The sequence below is a fragment of the Methylococcus geothermalis genome (assembly GCF_012769535.1).
GTDB classification, from domain to species: domain Bacteria; phylum Pseudomonadota; class Gammaproteobacteria; order Methylococcales; family Methylococcaceae; genus Methylococcus; species Methylococcus geothermalis.
Genome location: NZ_CP046565.1, coordinates 1,770,909 through 1,791,260, shown reverse-complemented (window position 1 = coordinate 1,791,260; position 20,352 = coordinate 1,770,909). Strand labels below are relative to the sequence as shown.

General features: G+C 65.5%; 18 protein-coding genes. 9 read left to right on the top strand and 9 right to left on the bottom strand.

Features of this window, described 5'->3' with window-relative positions:
- Window positions 1-52 precede the first annotated feature (52 nt).
- Window positions 53-1,933, top strand: a complete 1,881-nt coding sequence (locus GNH96_RS08595) for a potassium transporter Kup (RefSeq protein ID WP_169603298.1) — start codon at window positions 53-55, stop codon at window positions 1,931-1,933.
- Here GNH96_RS08595 and GNH96_RS08590 read toward each other — a convergent pair.
- The 3 genes from GNH96_RS08590 to rluD are packed head-to-tail and all read right to left on the bottom strand — an operon-like array spanning window position 1,920 to window position 4,487.
- A complete protein-coding gene (locus tag GNH96_RS08590; protein ID WP_169603297.1) occupies window positions 1,920-2,738 on the bottom strand; it encodes a ZIP family metal transporter in 819 nt (272 codons plus the stop codon). The genes GNH96_RS08595 and GNH96_RS08590 overlap by 14 nt on opposite strands.
- A 22-nt stretch (window positions 2,739-2,760) precedes the next feature.
- Window positions 2,761-3,486, bottom strand: coding sequence for a peptidoglycan editing factor PgeF (pgeF, locus tag GNH96_RS08585; RefSeq protein ID WP_169603296.1), 726 nt, complete (start codon window positions 3,484-3,486; stop codon window positions 2,761-2,763).
- Window positions 3,483-4,487: a 23S rRNA pseudouridine(1911/1915/1917) synthase RluD gene (gene rluD, locus GNH96_RS08580; protein WP_169603295.1), complete on the bottom strand. Its 1,005-nt coding sequence runs from the start codon at window positions 4,485-4,487 to the stop codon at window positions 3,483-3,485. Before rluD ends, pgeF begins: the two co-directional genes overlap by 4 nt.
- A gap of 45 nt (window positions 4,488-4,532) precedes the next feature.
- Here rluD and GNH96_RS08575 point away from each other — a divergent pair, with 45 nt between their 5' ends.
- Both GNH96_RS08575 and GNH96_RS08570 read left to right on the top strand, forming a co-directional pair.
- Complete coding sequence (locus tag GNH96_RS08575) at window positions 4,533-5,393, top strand: outer membrane protein assembly factor BamD (RefSeq protein WP_169603294.1); 861 nt, start codon at window positions 4,533-4,535, stop codon at window positions 5,391-5,393.
- A gap of 7 nt (window positions 5,394-5,400) precedes the next feature.
- Window positions 5,401-6,288: a carbohydrate kinase family protein gene (locus GNH96_RS08570; RefSeq protein ID WP_169603293.1), complete on the top strand. Its 888-nt coding sequence runs from the start codon at window positions 5,401-5,403 to the stop codon at window positions 6,286-6,288.
- A gap of 1 nt (window position 6,289) precedes the next feature.
- Here GNH96_RS08570 and GNH96_RS08565 read toward each other — a convergent pair whose 3' ends face one another.
- From GNH96_RS08565 to msbA, 5 genes are all read right to left on the bottom strand, one after another.
- Window positions 6,290-7,912, bottom strand: a complete 1,623-nt coding sequence (locus GNH96_RS08565; RefSeq protein WP_169603292.1) for an NAD+ synthase — start codon at window positions 7,910-7,912, stop codon at window positions 6,290-6,292.
- Window positions 7,913-7,956: 44 nt separating this feature from the next.
- A complete protein-coding gene (gene sucD / locus GNH96_RS08560) occupies window positions 7,957-8,829 on the bottom strand; it encodes a succinate--CoA ligase subunit alpha (protein WP_169603291.1) in 873 nt (290 codons plus the stop codon).
- Window positions 8,826-9,986, bottom strand: a complete 1,161-nt coding sequence (gene sucC / locus GNH96_RS08555; RefSeq protein WP_169603290.1) for an ADP-forming succinate--CoA ligase subunit beta — start codon at window positions 9,984-9,986, stop codon at window positions 8,826-8,828. The genes sucD and sucC overlap by 4 nt, the downstream gene beginning before the upstream one ends.
- A 132-nt stretch (window positions 9,987-10,118) precedes the next feature.
- Window positions 10,119-10,580: a hypothetical protein gene (locus GNH96_RS08550; RefSeq protein ID WP_169603289.1), complete on the bottom strand. Its 462-nt coding sequence runs from the start codon at window positions 10,578-10,580 to the stop codon at window positions 10,119-10,121.
- A 71-nt stretch (window positions 10,581-10,651) separates the two neighbouring features.
- The gene (gene msbA / locus GNH96_RS08545) at window positions 10,652-12,457 is read right to left on the bottom strand and encodes a lipid A export permease/ATP-binding protein MsbA (protein ID WP_169603288.1); all 1,806 of its coding nucleotides are present in this window, start codon (window positions 12,455-12,457) and stop codon (window positions 10,652-10,654) included.
- A gap of 174 nt (window positions 12,458-12,631) precedes the next feature.
- On the opposite strand from msbA, the gene GNH96_RS08540 reads away from it, so the two are divergent.
- Together GNH96_RS08540 and GNH96_RS08535 are read left to right on the top strand one after the other, a co-directional pair.
- The gene (locus GNH96_RS08540; RefSeq protein WP_169603287.1) at window positions 12,632-14,683 is read left to right on the top strand and encodes an acyltransferase family protein; all 2,052 of its coding nucleotides are present in this window, start codon (window positions 12,632-12,634) and stop codon (window positions 14,681-14,683) included.
- 8 nt (window positions 14,684-14,691) lie between these two features.
- Complete coding sequence (locus GNH96_RS08535) at window positions 14,692-16,212, top strand: hypothetical protein (protein WP_169603286.1); 1,521 nt, start codon at window positions 14,692-14,694, stop codon at window positions 16,210-16,212.
- Here the strand turns inward: GNH96_RS08535 and GNH96_RS08530 are convergent.
- A complete protein-coding gene (locus tag GNH96_RS08530; RefSeq protein ID WP_169603285.1) occupies window positions 16,198-17,511 on the bottom strand; it encodes a M18 family aminopeptidase in 1,314 nt (437 codons plus the stop codon). The two genes, GNH96_RS08535 and GNH96_RS08530, sit on opposite strands and share 15 nt — an antisense overlap.
- 251 nt (window positions 17,512-17,762) lie before the next feature.
- Here GNH96_RS08530 and GNH96_RS08525 point away from each other — a divergent pair, with 251 nt between their 5' ends.
- Genes GNH96_RS08525 through GNH96_RS08510 form a run of 4 tightly spaced genes read left to right on the top strand, consistent with a single transcriptional unit; the run spans window position 17,763 to window position 20,313 of the window.
- Window positions 17,763-18,140 (top strand): VOC family protein, encoded by a 378-nt coding sequence (locus tag GNH96_RS08525; RefSeq protein WP_169603284.1) that lies wholly within the window; start codon window positions 17,763-17,765, stop codon window positions 18,138-18,140.
- The gene (locus GNH96_RS08520) at window positions 18,137-18,787 is read left to right on the top strand and encodes an HAD family hydrolase (protein WP_169603283.1); all 651 of its coding nucleotides are present in this window, start codon (window positions 18,137-18,139) and stop codon (window positions 18,785-18,787) included. The genes GNH96_RS08525 and GNH96_RS08520 overlap by 4 nt, the downstream gene beginning before the upstream one ends.
- A 19-nt stretch (window positions 18,788-18,806) precedes the next feature.
- Complete coding sequence (locus GNH96_RS08515; RefSeq protein WP_169603282.1) at window positions 18,807-19,595, top strand: hypothetical protein; 789 nt, start codon at window positions 18,807-18,809, stop codon at window positions 19,593-19,595.
- A gap of 1 nt (window position 19,596) precedes the next feature.
- The gene (locus tag GNH96_RS08510) at window positions 19,597-20,313 is read left to right on the top strand and encodes an MgtC/SapB family protein (protein ID WP_169603281.1); all 717 of its coding nucleotides are present in this window, start codon (window positions 19,597-19,599) and stop codon (window positions 20,311-20,313) included.
- Window positions 20,314-20,352: the final 39 nt, after the last annotated feature.

The window sequence follows — 20,352 nt, the reverse complement described above, 5'->3', positions numbered from 1 at the left end:
GGTGGCGACAGGGAGCCGCCGTTTCCTTCCGACCCGGAGCTACCTGACATCCATGGACCGAACCAAATCGAAACCTTCCGGATTCCTGACCCTGTCCGCCGGTGCCCTGGGCGTGGTCTACGGCGACATCGGCACCAGCCCGCTGTATACCGTGCGGCAAATCTTCGGCGGCGCTTATGCCGTCCCCCTGACGCCGGAGAACGTCCTCGGCGCGCTATCCCTGATCTTCTGGGCCCTTCTGATCATCGTGGCCGTGAAATACGTGGTGTTCGTCATGCATGCCGACAATCACGGCGAAGGCGGCATCATGGCCCTGACCGCTCTCGCCCTGCGGCAGCGGCACCGGCGCAAGCACCGGGCCTGGATCATCGCCTTGGGACTGTTCGGCACGGCACTTTTCTATGGCGACGGGATGATCACCCCCGCCATTTCGGTGCTGGGTGCGATGGAGGGCCTGGGGGTTGCCGCCGCGGCACTGTCGCACTCCGTGGTTCCGGGTTCGATCCTGGTCCTGCTGGCACTGTTCCTGATCCAGCGCCGCGGGACGGAACGCGTCGGCAAGCTGTTCGGCCCCATCATGCTGCTGTGGTTCCTGGCCATCGGCACGCTGGGTTTCGACAGCATGCGCAAGACCCCTGAAGTCATGGCCGCATTCAATCCACTGCATGGATTCCATTTCCTCACCATGCACCAGGGGATGGGCTTTGCCGCGCTCGGCGCGGTGGTGCTGGCGGTCACGGGCGCGGAAGCGCTGTATGCCGACATGGGCCATTTCGGCAAAACGCCCATTCGCGCCACCTGGTTCGCCGTGGTGTTTCCCGGCCTGATCCTGAACTATCTCGGCCAGGGCGCCCTGCTGATCCGCAATCCGGAAGCGGTGCGGAATCCGTTCTATCTGCTGGTCCCGGAATGGGCGCTCTACCCGATGATCGGCCTGGCCACGATCGCCACCGTGATCGCCTCGCAGGCCGTGATCTCGGGCGCTTTTTCGCTGACCCACCAGGCCATCCAGCTCGATTATCTGCCACGTCAACGCATGGTCCACACCTCCGAATCCGAACGGGGCCAGATCTATGCTCCGGCGGTGAACCGCCTGCTCCTGATCTCGGTGTTGGCCCTGGTGCTGACGTTCGGCTCTTCCTCCAGCCTCGCCTCGGCCTATGGGCTGTCCGTGGTCGGCACCATGGTGGTCACCACCCTGCTGGCCCTGGTCGTGGCCCACGACACGTGGCGCTGGCCAGGCATGGCGTTGCTGCTGACCGGAGCGGTGCTGTTGTCCGTCGACCTGTCCTTCCTGACGGCCAATCTGGCCAAGCTTGAGGACGGCGGCTGGATTCCGCTCTGTCTGGCTCTGATCCTGGGCACCGTCATGTCGACCTGGAAAAAAGGCCGCGACGTCCTGTTGGCCCGCCTGCAGCAGGAGTCCGAGTCCCTGAGCCGGTTCCTGCAGCGGCTGACCGACGAGCCGCCGCCGTTCCGGCCGACCGGCACCGCGATCTTCCTGACCGCGCGCAATCTCAGCCTGCCCTTCGCCCTGCTGCGCAACTACGAGCACAACCAGGTGATCCACCAGCGGGTGATCCTGCTCACCATGAGTACCCTGGACAAACCCTACGCGGCGGAAAAGGAAAAAATCACCATCGAAGCCCTCGAACACAACTTTTTCCGCATCACGACCCGCTTCGGCTTCATGGAGCGCCCCAACGTGCAGCGCATGCTGAATCTGTGCCGCCATGCCGGGCTGAACATCGACCTCGACCAGACCACGTTCTTCCTGGGCAGGGAAACGCTGATCCGTTCCGCCGAGCGGAGCCTGAACCGTTGGGAGGAAGTCCTGTTCATTTCCATGTTCCGCAACGCCTACAACCCGATCGGCTACTTCAAGCTGCCGGTGGATCGGGTGGTGGAACTCGGCACCGTCATCGCGATATAGCCGGAGCGGTTCCGGGCATGCCGGCGTGCATGTCCTCGGCCCAGTGATTGACCGTCACGATCAGCGCGATGCCGGCCGCGATCATGACGAGCTGCTGGATGGCCGCAGCCAGATGCGTCCTGCGGTGCAGCGAGGGAATCAGGTCGGCGACCGCGACGTAGATGAAGCTGGACGCCGCCAGTGCCAGTACGTAAGGCAGGACGCCGTTCATCCGCTCCAGCGCGAAATAGGCGGCCACCCCCCCCACCACCGTCCCCAGGCTGGACATGAGGTTGTACCACAGCGCGCGGGTCCGGCCGTAGCCGCTTTGCAGCAGAATGGCGAAGTCACCCACTTCCTGCGGAATCTCGTGGGCGGCGACCGCCAGGCTGGTGACGATGCCGAGCCGGATGTCGGTCAGGAAAGCCGCCGCAATCAGCACGCCATCGACCAGGTTGTGGATCGCATCGCCGATGACGATGAGCGTGCCGGCAGGCTGGTGAAAATGGCCCTCGCCGTGCGTCTCACAATCGCCGGCATGGCAGTGGCGCCACAACAGCAGCTTTTCCAGGATGAAAAAACCGAGGATGCCGGCCAGTACCGTGGCGAACAGCATCTCGACGTTGCCGACGCCGACGCCGTGGGCGGCCTCCGGAATGAGGTGCAGGAATGCCACACTGAGCAGGGAACCCAGGGCGAAGCTGACGCCATGCGGCAAAAGATGCGGGTGATGATCTTCCGGAACGAGGAGGAACAGCGAGGCGGCCATGACACTGAGCACGCCGCCCAGCAATGAAAACAGCAGAATCCAGAGTAATACGCTCATCGGCGGAAAGGTTCGAAGGTGTTTAGCGGTCGCGCCAGATGAGTGTGGCCATCCGGCCCGTCACTCCATCGCGCCGGTAGGAAAAAAAGCGGTTTTCATCGCTGTAGGTGCACCAGCGGCCGCCATGGACGTCGCCGATGCCGAGGCGCCGGAGGCGCAGCCGGGCGAGCAGATAAATATCGGCAAACCAGCGGCCATTATCCCCGCCTCGGAATGCCGCGTCACTTTCCGCATCCTGCGCCAGGAAGGCGGCGCGCACTTCTTCACCGACTTCGAACGCCGCCGGACCTATCGCCGGACCGAGCCAGGCCAGCAAGCCGCCCGAACCCAGGGCATCGGCGGCGCGCTCGATCACGCCGCCCGCCAGGCCCCGCCAGCCGGCATGCACGGCGGCCACGCCCTTGCCGTCGCGGGTACAGAGCAGGACGGGCAGGCAATCGGCCGTCATCACCGCGCAGACGACACCGACGTCCCTGGTGTAGCTGGCATCCGCTGCCGGCTCGGGTTCCACACCGGCTTCCACCGCATCGCTCCCATGCACCTGGCGCAGCCAGGCAGGCTCGGCCGGCAGATCGAGCCGGCGGCGCAGGAACGCGCGGTTCGCGGCGACCGCTTCCGGCGCATCGCCTACATGGGCCCCGAGATTCAAGCCGGCATAAGCCCCCACGCTCGTACCGCCCCGGCGCAGGGTCGACGCCGCCCGCACACCCGGCGGCGCCGGCCAGTCGGGCTCGATCCAGAACGTCACGCCAGCCCCCGTAGGAGGCACAGCAAGGCTTCGAAATCCGGGGGAAGCGGCGACTCCCAGGCCATCTCCTCGCCCGTCTCGGGATGGATCAACCCCAACCGTGCGGCGTGCAAAGCCTGCCGCCGAAAGACGCGCAAGGCCTCGATCAGCGCCGGATCGGCGCCGGCGGGGATGCGCGCGCGGCCGCCGTAGACCGGATCGCCGACCAGAGGATGATGCCGATGAGCCATGTGGACCCGGATCTGGTGGGTACGCCCCGTTTCCAGCCGGACCCGCAGCAGGGTATGGTGCGGAAAGCGCTCCTCCACCCGGTAGTGAGTCACGGATTCCTTGCCGTCCCGGCGCACGGCGAAGCGCTTGCGGTCGGAAGGATGGCGTCCGATCGGCGCATCCACCGTCGCTCCGGCGGTGACCGCGCCCTGAACCAGGGCCAGGTATTCGCGGCTGACGCTGCGGTCCTTGAGCTGGTCCACCAGGGATTTGTGTGCTTCGAGCGTACGCGCGACCACCAGCAGGCCGCTGGTGTCCTTGTCCAGCCGGTGCACGATGCCGCATCTCGGCATCGCCGCAAGGGTGGGATCCAGGTGAAGCAGGGCATTCTGCAGCGTTCCATCGGGATGCCCCGCCGCCGGATGCACCACCAGGCCGGCGGGCTTGTCTATGACGACAATCGACGCGTCGGCATGCACCACGGCCAGAGGAATCGCCTCGGCGGCACACTCGACCACGTCTTCGGCCTCGGCATGCAGCTCGATGCGCTCGCCGCCCAGCAGGCGCTGGCGAGGTATCGCCGTAACGCCATCCAGCAGCGCATGGCCGTCCTTGATCCAGGTTTGCAGGCGGGCGCGGGAAAAGTCCGGAAACAGCATCGCCATCGCCTGATCCAGCCTCAGGCCGGCCAGTTCGTGCGGTATTTCGGTCGTCAGGGTTCGGCTTCGGGTCACGGTGGGGGAAAGAGGAAAAGGTCTATGAATACGGTTATACTGCGGCGCCTTACGCATGGCTGACGCACCCGTCAAACGCACACACGAGGTAGTTTCCCGCTCATGGGTTTCCCCCGCCGCATCGTACTGATCGCCGCCCTGCTGGGAAGCGCGGTGTCCGGACTCACCGCCTGTTCCAGCTTCCCGTTCTGGTCGGCCGGCAAGGAAGAAGACGCAGACATCAAGGATGAGTATGCCGATTGGGGTCCGGCGCAGTTCTACGCCGAAGCCAAACACGCGATGATGGACGGTTCCTACGAGAAGGCCATCAAATTATACGAGAAACTGGAAGCCCGGTACCCGTTCGGCGACTATGCCACCCAGGCCCAGATCGACGTGGCGTTCTGCTACTACAAGAACAACGAGCCGGAATCGGCGATCGCGTCGGTCGACCGCTTCATCAAGCTCAATCCGACCGAACCCCATGTCGACTATGCTTACTATCTCCGGGGCCTGATCAACTACAACCGCGGCATCGGCTTCATCGACCGCTGGCTGCCGACCGATTCCTCGCAACGCGATCCGGGATCCGCGCGCGATGCCTACAACGATTTCGAAACGCTGCTCAACAAGTTCCCGAACAGCCAATACCGGGACGATGCCAAGCAGCGTGCCATCGCCCTGCGCAACAACCTCGCGATGTACGACATTCATGTGGCCGACTACTACATGCGGCGCAGGGCCTATGTCGCGGCGATTCGGCGGTCGGCGGAGGTGATCCAGAAGTACCAGCGCACCCAGGCCATTCCCCATGCCCTCAAGATCATGGAAGACGCCTACCGCCAGCTCGACATGCCGCAGATGGCCGACGACATCGCCCGCGTCTACGCCCTGAACTACGCCGAAGGCCGCCTCAGCAAGGACGAGCAGTATGAACGCACGGTCATGGAAGAGGTCTGGGATTTCATCGGCTTCGACAAATAGCACGGCCATGCCGCTCGACGTTCTCTGCGTCGGCCACGCGTCCTTCGATCTCGTCTTCGGCGTCCCGCACCATCCGGCGGCGGATGAAAAGATAGTCGCCGACCGGCTCCTGGCCTGCGGCGGCGGCCCGGCCGCCAATGCCGCCATCACCGTCGCGCGCCTGGGACTGAAAGCCGGTTTCGCCGGCTATCTGGGCACGGACCTTTACGGCGAGCGCCACCTGGACGAACTGATCGAGGCGGGGGTCGACAGCCGGTCCGTGGTCCGCGGCACCTCCCCCACCCCACTGTCCGCGGTGCTGGTCAAACCGGACGGCCAACGCGCCTTGGTCAACTACAAGGGCGACACCCGGCCACTCCCTCCGCAAGCCTTTCTCCCCCCCGCGACGCCAGCGCGTTGCATCCTGTTCGACGGCCACGAGCCGGGGCTTTCGGAACCGGTTCTGGGCTGGCGGCGGGCGCAAGGCGGCATCACCGTCCTGGATGCGGGCTCCCTGCACGCCGGCACGGAATGGCTCATGTTCCGCGTCGATCACCTCGTCGCCTCGGAAAAATTCGCCGCGCAATGGCTGGGAAAGGACGAGCCGGAACAAGCGCTAGCCGCCCTGGCCGAACGCTCGCCTTGCGTCGTCATCACCCTCGGCGAGCGTGGTCTGATCTGGCGCCGCGGCACGGAGTCGGGACGCCTGCCGGCTTTCCCCGTCGAAGCGGTGGACACCACGGGCGCCGGTGACGTGTTCCACGGCGCTTACGCGGCGGGCCTCGCCGCCGGGCTGGACTGGCCGGAACTGCTGCGCCATGCCAGCGCGGCCGGGGCGCTGTGCTGCACCGGGCTGGGCGCGCGGCCGGCCATTCCGTCCCGCGCCGAAGTGGAACGGCTGCTCGCGGCGCGCTGAACTATCGCTCGAAACCGCAGGTAATGGGGAACCGCCGTTCACGACCAAAGGCGCGGCGGGTGATCTTGACGCCGGGCGGCGCCTGCCGCCGCTTGTACTCGTTGCGGTCCACCATCCGCACCACGCGCCGCACCACGTCTTCGGGATAGCCCGCCGCCACGATCTCGGCGATCGAACGATCCTGCTCGACGTACAGCGCCAGGATCGGATCGAGCACCGCGTACGGCGGCAGCGAATCCTCGTCCTTCTGGTCCGGCCGCAGCTCGGCCGAGGGCGGACGTTCGATCACCCGGGCCGGAATCACCGCCGCGATTGCATTGCGGTACTCGGCCAGGCGGTAGACCAGCAGCTTGGACACGTCCTTGAGCGGGGCAAAACCGCCCGCCATATCGCCATACAGCGTGGCATAGCCCACGCTCATCTCGCTCTTGTTGCCGGTGGTGAGCAGGATCCGGCCCTGCTTGTTGGACAGGGCCATCAGGATCACGCCGCGGCAGCGGGCCTGGATGTTTTCCTCGGTGACATCCGGCGCCGCACCGCCGAAAGGTTCGGCCAGCAGTTCCAGAAAGCTCCGGAACACCGGCTCGATCGGGATCAGATGCCAGGCCACGCCCAAGGCCTCGGCCTCCAGGCGCGCATCCTCGATGCTCATGTCCGCCGTGTAGCGCGATGGCATCAGGACAGCCTCGACCTGATCGGCGCCCAGCGCATCCACCGCCAGGGCCAGGGTCAGGGCCGAATCGATGCCGCCCGAAAGACCCAGCACGGCGCCCCGGAACCCGTTCTTGATGACGTAGTCACGAATGCCGGTCAGCAGTGCCTGGTAGACACTGGCGACCTCCTCCAGCGGTTCGGCGAGTTGCGAATGCCGTGGGAGCAGCCGCCCCTCGCCATCCGAAGCGAACTCGACGACTTCCAGAGTCTCCTGGAACTGCACCGCCCGGTGAGCCACCTTGCCCGCGGCGTCCATCACGAACGAGCCGCCGTCGAACACCAGTTCGTCCTGTCCGCCCACCAGATTGCAATACACCAGCGGCACGCCGACGGCAGAAACCCGCTCGCGCACCACGTGCTCGCGTTCGGCCGTCTTGCCGACGTGGAAAGGGGAAGCATTCAGGTTCAGCACCAGCCCCGCTCCCGCCGCCGCGGCCTGTTCGACCGGACCGGGAAACCAGATGTCCTCGCAGATGGTCAGCCCCACCGGCACGCCGGCCAGATCGAACACGCAAGACTCGGAGCCGGGCAGGAAATGGCGCTTCTCGTCGAACACCCCATAGTTGGGCAGGATCTGTTTGCGGTAGATCTTGTGGATACCGCCGTCGCGCAACACCGCCGCGCTGTTGAATGGCAGCCCGTCATGCCGTTCGGGGAAGCCGACGATCGCGTCGATTCCCTGTACCCGAGGGGCAAGCGCGGCCAGCGCCGACTCGACGGCCACCAGGAAATCGGCGCGCAGAATGAGATCATCGGGGGGATACCCCGCCAGGGTCAGTTCGGGAAACACCACGGCGTCGGCTCCCAGCTCATCCCGCGCTCTCATGGTGGCGGCCAGCACACGCTCGGCGTTCCCTTCGACATCCCCGACGAGGAAGTCGAGCTGGGCAATGGCGATGCGGAGATTCAAAACGATGCCACGCGGTTCTTGAGATGGGAGGAGCGCATCCGGTCTCAGTCCTTCAGCAATTCCAGCATGCGCCGACCCATGTCGGACAGCGAATCGACCATCTCGACGCCCGCCCGGCGCATCGCCGCCACCTTGCCGGCGCCGGTGCCTTTGCCGCCGGTGATGATGGCGCCGGCGTGGCCCATGCGTTTTCCCGGCGGCGCGGTCAGGCCGGCGATGTAGCCGACCACCGGCTTGCTGACGTGGGCGTGGATGAACTCGGCCGCTTCTTCTTCGGCGCTGCCGCCGATCTCGCCCACCATGATGATGCCGGCGGTTTCAGGGTCCCGCTCGAACCTATCCAGCACCTCGATGAAATCCAGTCCCTTGATGGGATCGCCGCCGATGCCGACGCAGGTGCTTTGGCCCAGACCAACCCGGGTGGTCTGGTAGACAGCCTCGTAGGTCAGGGTGCCGGAGCGCGAGACGATGCCGATGCTGCCCTTGCGGTGGATGAAACCGGGCATGATGCCGATCTTGCACTCGTCGGGGGTGATGACGCCGGGACAGTTCGGGCCGATCAGCACCGCCCCGTACGAGGCCAGCGCCGCCTTGACCTTGAGCATGTGCAAGACGGGAATGCCCTCGGTGATGCAGACGATCACCGAAATCCCGGCCTCGGCGGCTTCCAGAATGGCATCGGCCGCGAACGGCGGCGGGACGTAGATCATGCTGGCATTCGCGCCGGTGGCCGCGACCGCCTCGCGAACGGTGTTGAACACCGGCAGGCCCAGATGCAGGCTGCCGCCCTTGCCGGGCGTGACGCCGCCCACCAGTTGCGTGCCGTAGTCCAGGCACTGGCGGGAATGGAAGGTCGCCTGCCTGCCGGTGAAGCCCTGGCAGATGACGCGGGTATCCTTGCCGACCAGGATGCTCATGCCGCCGCCTCCACGGCCTTGCGCGCCGCCTCGTCCAGTTCGTTGGCGGCAATGATGGCAAGCCCCGAACGCTCCAATAGGGCCCGGCCCTCGCCGGCGTTGGTGCCTTCCAGCCGAACCACCACCGGCACACCGACCTGGACCTCGCGCACCGCGGCGATCAGCCCTTCCGCGATCAGATCGCAACGGACGATGCCGCCGAAGATGTTGACCAGCACGGCCCGCACGCCCGAATCGGACAGAATCAGCTTGAAAGCCTCGGCCACCTTCTCCGCGGTAGCGCCGCCGCCGACGTCGAGGAAATTGGCCGGCAGCCCGCCGTAGAGCTTGACCATGTCCATGGTGGCCATCGCCAGCCCGGCGCCGTTGACCATGCAACCGATGTTACCGTCCAGGGTGACGTAGCTCAGGCCATGTTCGCGTGCGGCGTTCTCGCGCGCGTCCTCCTGGGAGACATCGCGCAAACCGGCCAGATCGGGATGGGCGAACAAGGCGTTGTCGTCGGCGCCGATCTTGGCATCCAGCGCCAGCAGCTCGCCGTCGCTGGCGACGATCAGCGGATTGATCTCGATCTGGTTCAGATCCTTGTCCAGGAACAGGCGGTACATGCCCGCCATCTGCCGGGTCAGCGCACCGACCTGGACGGTATCCAATCCCAGCGCATAGCCGATATCCCGGCCCTGGTAAGGCTGGAAACCGGTCGCCGGATGCACCCGGCAGGACAGTATCTTTTCCGGCGCCTCGGCCGCCACGGTTTCGATGTCCATGCCGCCTTCGCCGGAAGCCAGGAACATGACCCGGGCGCTGGAGCGGTCGACCAGCAGGCTCAGATAGATTTCACGGGCAATGCCGCGCACCTCCTCGACCAGCACCGCGTGCACGGGCAGCCCCTTCCCTCCGGTTTGGTAGGTGACCAGCTCGGAACCCAGCAGCTCGCGCGCGGCGGCGACCACTTCCTCTTCGCTGCCGCACAGCTTCACGCCGCCGGCTTTGCCGCGTCCCCCCGAATGCACCTGGGCCTTGACGACCCAACGTTCGCCGCCGATGTCGAGAGCGGCGGTCCTGGCCTCTTCGGGAGAAAAAGCGACACCGCCACGCGGCACGGGGATGTCGTATTCGGCAAGCAGCCGCTTGGATTGGTATTCGTGGAGATTCATGTATCGACCTGAAAGAAACCAGACGAACGGGATCACGACGCAAGCGTCGGCCCCGCGAGAGAAGCCCGGTGACGCGCCCGCGCCGCCGGCTGCGAGGAAACGGAAGGGCCCCGGCCAGCGGAGCCTTCCGCTCTAGCCCTGATACTTGGCCAGTCCCTTGAAGCGTTCGAGCGCGTCCTTGACCTTTTGCACCGTATCGCCCTTCAACTCGGCGTTCTTGTAGACCCGGTCGAGCAGTCCTTCCGCGACCAGCGCTTCCTTGATCCACTTCTTGGCGAACCGGTAATTGGTGGGCACCGGGGCGATTTCACCGGTCGCCGGATTGCGCAGCGACACCGCCTTTTCTTCGGCTTCGGCGGCGGCCTCCTCCACGGCCGGCGTCTTCTCCGGGGTTGCCGCAGCCTCGGCAGGTTCCTCTGCTGCCGGCTCGGCCACCGCCTCGGCCGGCGTTTCCGCAGGCTTCGCCACGGTCACCTCCGGCGCGCAGGCCACGTGTGTTTCGGCGGTCGACGCCGGACGGGACACGGTCTTGAAGACCTCGTAAAGCACATAACCGACAAAAACCACGGTGAAGACAAACAGAAGCTCGGTCATCACGCCACTCCTCGATATGCTTGGCGGGGTTAATCCCCCGTTCTTGTCACACGCCGGTCAGCCCGGCCCTTTTATCGGCTGACAGCTTGCACCGCCACCGCATCCGGCATGCTCGAATAGCCGAATTGCATCGCGTAGAGATCGGCATACCCCCCCCGCGCCGCCATAAGCTGGGCATGGGTGCCGCACTCGATGATGCGCCCGGCGCGCATCACGCAAATCTGGTCTGCATTCTGGATGGTGGAGAGCCTGTGCGCGATGACCAGCGTGGTCCGGTTTCGCATCAGGACTTCCAGCGCCTGTTGCACGTAGCGTTCGGATTCGGCGTCCAGCGCCGAGGTCGCCTCATCCAGGATCAGAATAGGGGCATTTTTAAGCAAGGCCCGTGCAATGGCAATACGCTGGCGCTGGCCGCCGGACAGAACGATGCCCTGCTGGCCGACGAAGGTCTCGAATCCTTGCGGCAATGCCTCGATGAAATCCAGAGCGTTCGCCGCCCGCGCGGCTTCGCGGACCGCGCCGAAACCCACGCTGTCCAGGCAGCCGTAGGCGATGTTGTTGGCCACGGTATCGTTGAACAGCGTCACTTCCTGGCCGACGTAGGCGATCTGCCGGCGCAGGCTCTCCAGCGTCAGTTCGCGGATATCGTGTCCGTCGATCAGTATTTCGCCCGCCGAGTTTTCATATAGGCGAGGGAGGAGGCGCACCAGTGAAGTCTTGCCGCTGCCCGATTGGCCCACCAGCGCCACGGTCGTGCCGGCCGGGATGACAAGCGAAACATCGTCGACTGCGGCGCCGTGGCGATCGTCATAAATCAGGCTGACGTGCCGGTATTCGATCGTCCCGTGGGCGCGCTTCAGGCTGATCCTTCCGGTGTCGCGCTCCCGCGGCATGTCGAGCATGGCGAAGATGCTGTCGCCCGCGGCGATGCCGCGCTGCATGACCGAGACCACCTGGCTGAGCCGGCGGATCGGGCTCAGCATCATCGCCATGGCGGCGATGAACGCCATGAGGCTGCCCGGCGTGATGGTCTGCCGCACGGAATCGAGCGAAACGACGTAGAGAATCCCGGCCACACCGGCAACGCTGATGAGATGGATCACCCCTCCGCCCAAGGCATCGGTGGCGATCAGCTTCATCTGCCGCTTCTGGTTGCGGTCGTTCTCCCGGGCAAATTTGGCGGCCTCGTAAGCCTTGCCGTTGAACACCTTGACGATACGATGCGCGTCGATGACTTCCTGGGTCACATGGCTCACCTTGCCCATCGACTCCTGAATGCGCATGCTCAGGCGCCGGAACCGCTTGCTGACGAACCGGACGCTCAGCCCCAGAATCGGCCCCAGCACCAGGAACACCAGGGATAGCACCAGGTTCTGGTACACCATCAGAGCCATCAGGCCGATGATGGTGAAGCCTTCGCGGATGCAGGTGATGATGCCTTGCTGGAGCGAGGCCGAGACCTGCTCGGTGTTGTACAGCAGCTTGGACAGGAGCTGGCCGCCCGAAGCGTTGTCATAGAAGGTGCAGGGCAGATTGAGCAACTGGTCGAAGATGTCCCTGCGCAAATCGGCGATCACGCGCCGCCCCACCGAACCCGAGCAATATTCGCTCAGAAAACCGGCGATCCCCCTCAGCACGGACAGGCCGATCAGCATCAGGGACACATGGCGCAGTACCGTCGGATCGTTATCGATGAAACTGCCGTCGATCAGAGGCTGGATCAGCTTGGCGAAAAACGGGGTGATCGCGGCATAGGCGATCATGGCCAGCACGGCGACGAAAAAAGACTTCCAGTACGGAAATCCGTAGCGGAGCAGGCGGCGGTAGATGGCCAGTCCGCTGGATAGCGGTTTGGATTCCGAAGCTGAATGTTTCATGCGAAAAACGTGGGGAAATCTCGAAATGCCTGACGGCCATCGTTACAATGATGCCCAACCCACGGTGCGGTTACAACGCCGACAAGCACATACGTCATTTGAACCACCGTTTCCGCCCCCTCACTAAAGCCCCCGGCATTCAGGATGCGATCGCCGGCATCCCCTGAAACGGACATGCGCAGCCACCGACACCCCGCTTACCGCGCCGACATCGACGGTCTGCGCGCGCTCGCCATCCTGGCGGTCGTCGTATTCCACGCTTACCCGCGCTCGCTGCCGGGCGGCTTCGTCGGCGTCGACGTTTTCTTCGTCATTTCCGGCTACCTGATCGGCGGCATCATCTTCAAGAATCTCGACGCCGGCTGCTTCAGTTTCGCCGATTTCTATGCGCGCCGGGCCAAACGTATCTTTCCCGCACTGATCGTGGTGCTGCTGGGATGCCTTGGGTTCGGCTGGTTCGCCCTGCTGGCCGACGAATACCGGGCGCTGGGCAAGCACGTCGCCGCCGGCGCCGGCTTCGTCTCGAACCTGGCACTATGGCGCGAATCGGGCTATTTCGACACGGCGGCCGATTTCAAGCCGCTGCTGCATCTGTGGTCGCTGGGCATCGAGGAACAGTTCTACCTGCTCTATCCCCTGCTCATGGTGCTGGCGTGGCGACTCCGCACCAACCCTTTGGTGGTCTTGGCTCTGCTCGCAGGACTGTCGTTCGGCTTCAACCTGTTTCTGGCCGGCAGCGACACCGTCGCCGCCTTTTTCCTGCCCGTTAGCCGCTTCTGGGAACTGCTGACCGGAAGCGCCCTGGCCTATGCCCACTTCCAGCGTGCCACGGCCAAACCCTCGGCGAGCTTGCGCCACGAGTTGCAAGCCGTCGCCGGAATGCTGCTGATCGCCGCCGCGATCCTCGTTCTGGACAAAGACAAGGACTTCCCCGGCGCCTGGGCGCTGCTGCCCACGCTGGGTGCCCTGCTGCTGATCGGCGCCGGCCCGGGCAGCTGGATCAACCGCCACCTGCTTGCCAGCCGTCCGATGGTCTTCATCGGCGTGATCAGCTACCCCCTCTATCTCTGGCACTGGCTGCTGCTGTCCTTCGGGCTGATCCTGCGCTCGGGCGAACCGCTACATCATCGCGCCGCATTCCTCGTCGGCGCCGCCTTCCTGCTGGCCTGGCTGACCTACCGCTTCGTCGAATGCCCGGTCCGCTTCGGGGCTCCGGCGTTTCCACGACTCAAACTGGCATCGCTGTGGAGCCTGCTCGCCTGCGCCGGCCTGCTGGGCTTTGCCGTTTTCCGGCTTGACGGGCTGCCGGAGCGCCCCGCGCTCGCCGATGTCCGCCTGAAAATCGACCGGGACCTGCCCCGCCTGGCCGCCGACGGCTACCGCAGCAACGGCATCGCCAAAGCGCTTTTCCAGGGCGAATTCAAGCCGGGCGACGATTTCTTCCAGCTCGGCGACTTGCCCAAGGATCAGCCGCTCACCGCGGTGATCGGCGACTCCCACGGCAACATGCTGTACCAGGGACTGGCGACCGCGGCGGCGCGGCCGGAAACCGTCCTCAACCTCGGGCGCGGAAGCTGCCTGCCCTTCATCGGGCTGGACACGATCAAAAAGAGCGGCAAGAGCGCCGGCTGCCAGCCTTTCGTCGGCAATGCGATCGACTTCATCGCGCAGACGCCGAACATCGCCACGGTGGTGGTCGCGGCGTTCTACAAGCAATACCTGGACGGCGGGGTCACGCTCCGTGGCAGGCAAGCCGGCAGTACCCCATCCGGTTCGGCTCCGCTCACCGCAAGCACCGCCGAGCTTTTCCGCACCGGCCTCTCGGACACGCTGGAGCGTCTGGTGCAAGCCGACAAGACCATCGTCCTCAGCCTGGACAACCCGGACATGGACCGGACCGTCATGACCGCCTGCTATTCGTTGCTGCGTCCGCTCCTCCCCCGAAGCCCGGACACCGGCTGCCAGATGCCGCGGGCCCGCCACGAACGGGACCAGGCCCTGGTCCGCAGCCTGATCGAGGACGCCGCGGCCCGCTTCCCGCACAAGGTCCGGGTATTCGACCCGGCGGCGGTCTTGTGCGACGCGCGATACTGCTACGCCTATCACAAAGACGACCTGATCTACCAGTTCGACGGCAACCACCTCACGGTGAAGGGCGCGGTGCTGGTGGCGGAACAGCTCTCGTCCCGCCGGCAAGGCGCCGCGACATTCGCCCGAGCTCGTTGACGCCGCCCATGCCTTCACTCCGCTTTCCCGTTCCGCGCAGCGAAGCCGGCGCGCGCCTCGCCGCAGCCGCCCTGATGATTGGGTTCTTCGTCATCTCGGTGGCCGTGGGCGACACCATCAACAAGGACGGCGTGCTTTACCTGGATGCCGCAGCGGCATTTCTCGAACAGGGCATGAAAGCGGCGGCGGCGATCTACGGATGGCCCGGCTATTCCCTACTGATCGCAGCGACCTCCCGCCTCACCGGCTGGCCGCTGGAAGCCTCCGCCCATCTGCTCAATGCCGCCTGTTTCCTGGCCATCGCCGACAGCTTCGTCCGACTGCATTTTGCACTGCGCAGCGAAGAAGACTCGCCTTCCGGCTGGACGCCGGTATTGCTCATTCTGGCCTTCCCCGCGCTGGGCGACCGGCTGAACATCGTCCGCGACTGGGGCTTCCTGGCGGCCAGCCTTTGGGGATTGCTCCATCTGGTCAAGTTCCGCTTCGAGCCTCAGCGCAGGTTCGGCAACGCCATGTTCTGGCAAGCCGGCGTCGCGGCGGCGTTCGTGTTCCGGATCGAGGCCTTGGTGCTGATTCTCGCCGTCCCCGTCTATTTCCTTCTCGAACCGCTGCCTTGGCGCCTCAGGACGCGCCATTTCCTGTTTTCGATCAGCGGCATCGTGCCGGTGCTGATCCTGGGCGCCGCTCTCCTCGCCACCGGCAAGCTCGCCCCGGGCAAGCTGTGGGAAATCACCGCTTATGGCTACCACGACCCGGCGTTGATCTGGAAATACTTCTCCCTGCACGCCGATCGGCTGGCGGCGGCACTCCCCAACGACTATGGCGCGGATCACGCCAAACTGATCCTGGGCTCGGGCCTCGTCGCCGTACTGTTTTGGCTGATCGGTGCCAATCTCGGACCGGTGCTGCTGGGAATCTTTGGTTACGCCGTGTATCGGCACGGCTGGCGGCTCCCGCCTCGGTTCAGGCTGATGCTCTGGACGGCCGGCATGGCCAGCAGCACCCTGCTGGTGTTTCTGGTCGTCCAGCTCGTGCCGGACAAACGCTACGCGCTGCTGCCTTCCGCACTGCTGCTGCTCGCCGGCGGGGTTTACCTGGAGCGCATCGTCGCCGGCACGGAATCACCCTGGGCCAGGCGGCTTTCGCTCGCCCTGGTCGCGGCGCTGTGCCTCAAAAGCGCCGTCGTGACGCCCGACTACCGGCTCTACCTGCGCGATGTCGGCCGTTGGATGCGGGCCAACATCCCAGCCGGCGCCAGCCTCGCGACCAACGATCCGAGGATCGACTACTACGCCGGCCGTCCCATGAATCAGGAACAGACCCGCCAGCTCACCCCGGTCGATCGGCTCGCCGACTGGCTGGCCCAACCCGGTCTGCCCGACTACCTGGCTCTGCGCCTGACTTCGCCGCGCGACCTCAAGAAAGCGGAAAATGCGCTGAACCGCAAACCCCTGAAAACGTTTTCTCCCAGCCCGCGCGAACACGTGCTGATCTACAGGCTGAACGGCGGGAACTCAGGCGCCCCCTGAGAAAAAGCGCCGCAGCAAGTGGATCATGTGAGTATGATCCCGCACTCCAGCGCTTTCGCGGATGCTGTGCATCGCCCACATCGGGTTGCCGATGTCGGCCGCGGGAATGCCCAAACGCGCGGCGGTCATCGGGCCGATGGTGCTGCCGCAGGCCAGATCGGTGCGGTGCACGTACTGCTGGTACGGCACCCCCGCCTCCTCGCAGAGGCGAATGATCCGCGCCGCCGCCGCCACATCGGTGGCGTAACGGCCGCAAGCGTTGGTCTTCACGACCGGCCCCGCGTTCACGAAGACCTTGTGCTGCGGTTCGTAAAACTGCGGAAAATTGGGCTGATAGGCATGCGCCATGTCGGCGCTGATGAGGAAACTGCGCGCCAGCGCCTGCTTGTACCGGACGCGGTCCAGACCCAACGCCAGCGCGATGCGTTCCAGCACGTCCGGCAATAGCGCCCCGTCCGCGCCCTTGTGGCTTTCACTGCCGATTTCCTCGTGATCGAAGAACGCCGCCACCGCCACCGCCTCGGAGTCGAACGCCTGCAGCAAGGCGCTCAGGCCGGCATGACAGGAGGCGAGATTGTCCAGCTGGCTGTCGGCGATGAACTCCCGCTGCGGACCCCAGAAAGCCCCCGGCTGAGTGTCGAACACGCTCAGCTCCCAGCTCAGGACATCCTTCGGCTCGCAGCCGGCCCGCTCCGCCAACAAGGCCCGCAGCCGCTCCTCCGCAGGCACTTCGTCCGCCACCGCCAGCAGCAGCGGCAGCTCGGTCTGCTTGTTGAACTTCAGCCCGTCCTTGTTGACATCGCGGTTCATGTGGATGGCCAGGTTCGGCAAGCGCACCAGCGCATCCGGAAAGCCGACCAGGCGGATATCGACGCCAGCCTCCGTCCGCACGCCCACCCGCCCCGCCAAACTCAGATCCCGGTCGGCGAAGGTGGCGAGGATCGGCCCGCCATAGACCTCCACCCCCAGCCGCAGCATGGAACTTTCCGCGTGCGCCCCCCGCGGCTTGACCCGCAGACCCGGCGAGTCGGTGTGTGCGCCGACGATCCGGAAGCCGGTTTCGGCCAGCGCCCCCTCCCCCACGAGGAAGGCCACCACCGAGGAGTCGCCCCGCACCACGAAAGCGCGATCGCCAGCCTCCAGCGTCCAGACCTCGCCTTCCTCCAGGCGCCGGAACCCGGCCGCCAGCAGCCTGCTCGCTATCGAACTCCCGGCATGCCAGGGACTGGGACTCTGGTCGATGAAATCGAGAAGCTGCCGGGCGTTGGTCGAGAATTCGGCCGTGGTGTCGTCGTTCATGGCGGTAAGGATATGGAGTTGAGTCCGAAAGCCGGTAACTTATCACGCGGAGCTTGAGGGTGTGCCCAATTCCGTGGATGGCGAGCCAGCGAACGGGGCCACGCGCATCCGCAAGATCATGTGCGGTGTACGGATTTCGTCATCGCACGACGGGCAGCGACGATTCGGCAGAAATCCCGCACCCGTTACTCCTCGCTTCTGGCACAATCCGAGCCCCGTGGCCATAACCCGATTGGAGTACGACGCCCTCCATGCCCATCATCAGCCATCTGCACCATGTCTCCCTCCTGGTCTCCGATCTGGAGGCCAGCCGCCGTTTCTATGAAGGCGTGCTGGAATTGACACCCAGCGACGCCCGGCCCGCTTTCGATTTCGACGGGATCTGGTACGACCTCGGCGCTCAGCAAATCCACCTCATGGTGCTGCCCAATCCCGACCTCGGCACGGAGCGACCCGAGCACGGCGGGCGGGACCGCCACGTCGCGCTGGCGGTGGCGGACTGGGAAGCATTGCTTGCCCGGCTGGAACAGCAAGGAATTTCTTACACCACCAGCCGTTCCGGACGGCGCGCCGTGTTCTGCCGCGACCCGGACGGCAACGCCGTGGAACTCATCGGCCCGGCCGCATGAAGTACGATCTCATCATCTTCGACTGCGACGGCGTGCTGGTGGACAGCGAGCGGCTGGTCAACCGCATCACCGCCGCGTTCTTCAGCGAACGCGGCCTGCCGATCGAAGCCGATGCCTTGCGTGCCATGTTCAAGGGCAAGACCATGGCGGACCTGGCCCGCTGGGCCGAAACCGCGGCCCAACCGCCCTTGAGCGACGACTGGTTCTATGAACTCGGCATCGCCACGGCCCAGGGATTCCAGCGCGATTTGCGGGAAGTGGAAGGGGTGCGGGCGGTGCTCGAAGGCTTGAGGGAGCACGGCACCAAAATCTGCGTCGCCTCCCAGTCTCCCCCGGCCCGGCTGATGCTGTCGCTGGCGGTCACGGGGCTCGACGCCTTCTTCGGCGGGCATGCCTATTCCGCCGCCCAGGTCGGCCGGCCCAAACCGGCGCCCGACCTGTTCCTGCATGCGGCCCGGCGGATGGGCGCCGCGCCCGAACGTAGCGCGGTCATCGAAGATTCACGCAGCGGCGTGCTGGCCGCACGCGCGGCCGGCATGACCGTTTACGGCTATGCCGCCGACGAAGAACCGGAAACGCTGGTTGCGGCGGGTGCCATCGTGTTCGAGTCGATGGCACAATTGCCGCACCTTCTGTGCGCCGGCTGAATCCGGCAGGAATCCGAGCATGAAAAAACCCGTCGTCATCATCGGCATGGGCGAAATGGGCGAATTGTTCGCCCGCGGTTTCCTGAAATGCGGCCACCCCGTCTACCCCCTACTGCGCGGCACCGCGCTGGACGGCGTGGCCCGGGAGACACCCGCACCCGAGCTGGTGCTGGCCGCGGTCGGGGAAGACGAACTGCACCCGCTGCTGGCGTCCCTGCCTCCGGCATGGCACGGACGGCTGGGGCTCTTGCAGAACGAACTGTTGCCCCGCGACTGGCAGCTTCACGGCCTCTTTGATCCCACCGTGATCGTGGTCTGGTTCGACAAGAAAAAGGGGCGGCCCTTCGTCCCGGTGCTGCCGACCCCGGTCTGCGGCCCCCGTGCGGCGCTGGTCGTCCAGGCCCTGGAGGCGATCGAGGTTCCCTGCCACGCCATTCCCGAGGACGAACTGCTCTACGAACTGGTGCGGAAAAACCTCTACATCCTCACCATCAACATCGCCGGCCTCCGCAGCGGCGGGACGGTCGGTGAACTCTGGGACCGGCACCGCGAACTGGCGGAGCAGACGGCAGGTGAAGTCCTCGACATCCAAGAGTGGCTCACCCAAACCCGCCTGCCACGCGGCCGGCTGATGGCCGGCATGCTGGAAGGCTTCGCCGGCGACCCCAACCACATTTGCACGGGGCGCACCGCCCCTAGGCGGCTGCGCCGGGCGCTGAACTGGGCGAAACAAGCCGGCATCGCCACCCCGGTCTTGCAAAGCATTGCCGACGAATTGGCCGCTACCCACCCGAAACAGGCCCTCTGAAATGGAAGCGATCCAGAACATCAACATCACCTCGTTGCTGGACACCCTCATCAGCCTCACCGCGGCCTTCGTGCTCGGCGCTTTGATCGGACTCGAGCGCCAATTCCGCCAGCGCACCGCAGGCCTCCGCACCAACGTCCTCGTCGCATTGGGCGCCGCCATCTTCGTCGACATGGCAAACCGCCTGCATGGCCACGACGGCGCTGTGCACGTCGTCGCCTATGTCGTTTCCGGCGTCGGCTTCCTCGGCGCCGGCGTCATCATGCGCGAACAAGGCAATGTCCGCGGCCTGAACACCGCGGCCACCCTATGGGGATCGGCGGCCATCGGCGCCTGCGCCGGCGCGGATCTGGTCCTGGAAGCGCTGGTGGGAACCGTCTTCGTGCTCGCGGCCAACACCCTGCTGCGCCCGGTGGTCGACCGCATCAACCGGCAGCCGATCGACACGCCGGCGGTGGAAGTCACCCATACCGTCTACGTCATCGCCCCGCGCCAATGGCGGAAGGACGCGCTGGCGCTGGTCGAACAGGTGCTGCAGCAGGCGGGCTATCCGCTCGGCGATCTGGCGGTGCATGCCTTCGGCGACGAGGAGATCGAAATCGAAGCCACCCTCGCCGCCGCCTCGGTCGACGGCGCCCACCTCGAGCGCATCCTCCAGCAGCTCAAGGAACATCCCGTCGTCAGCCAGGCGTTCTGGAGTCCGAGTACGTCGGAATGATGGCAGGCTGCACGGTAGTTTCTCCCAATCGCCGCCGGC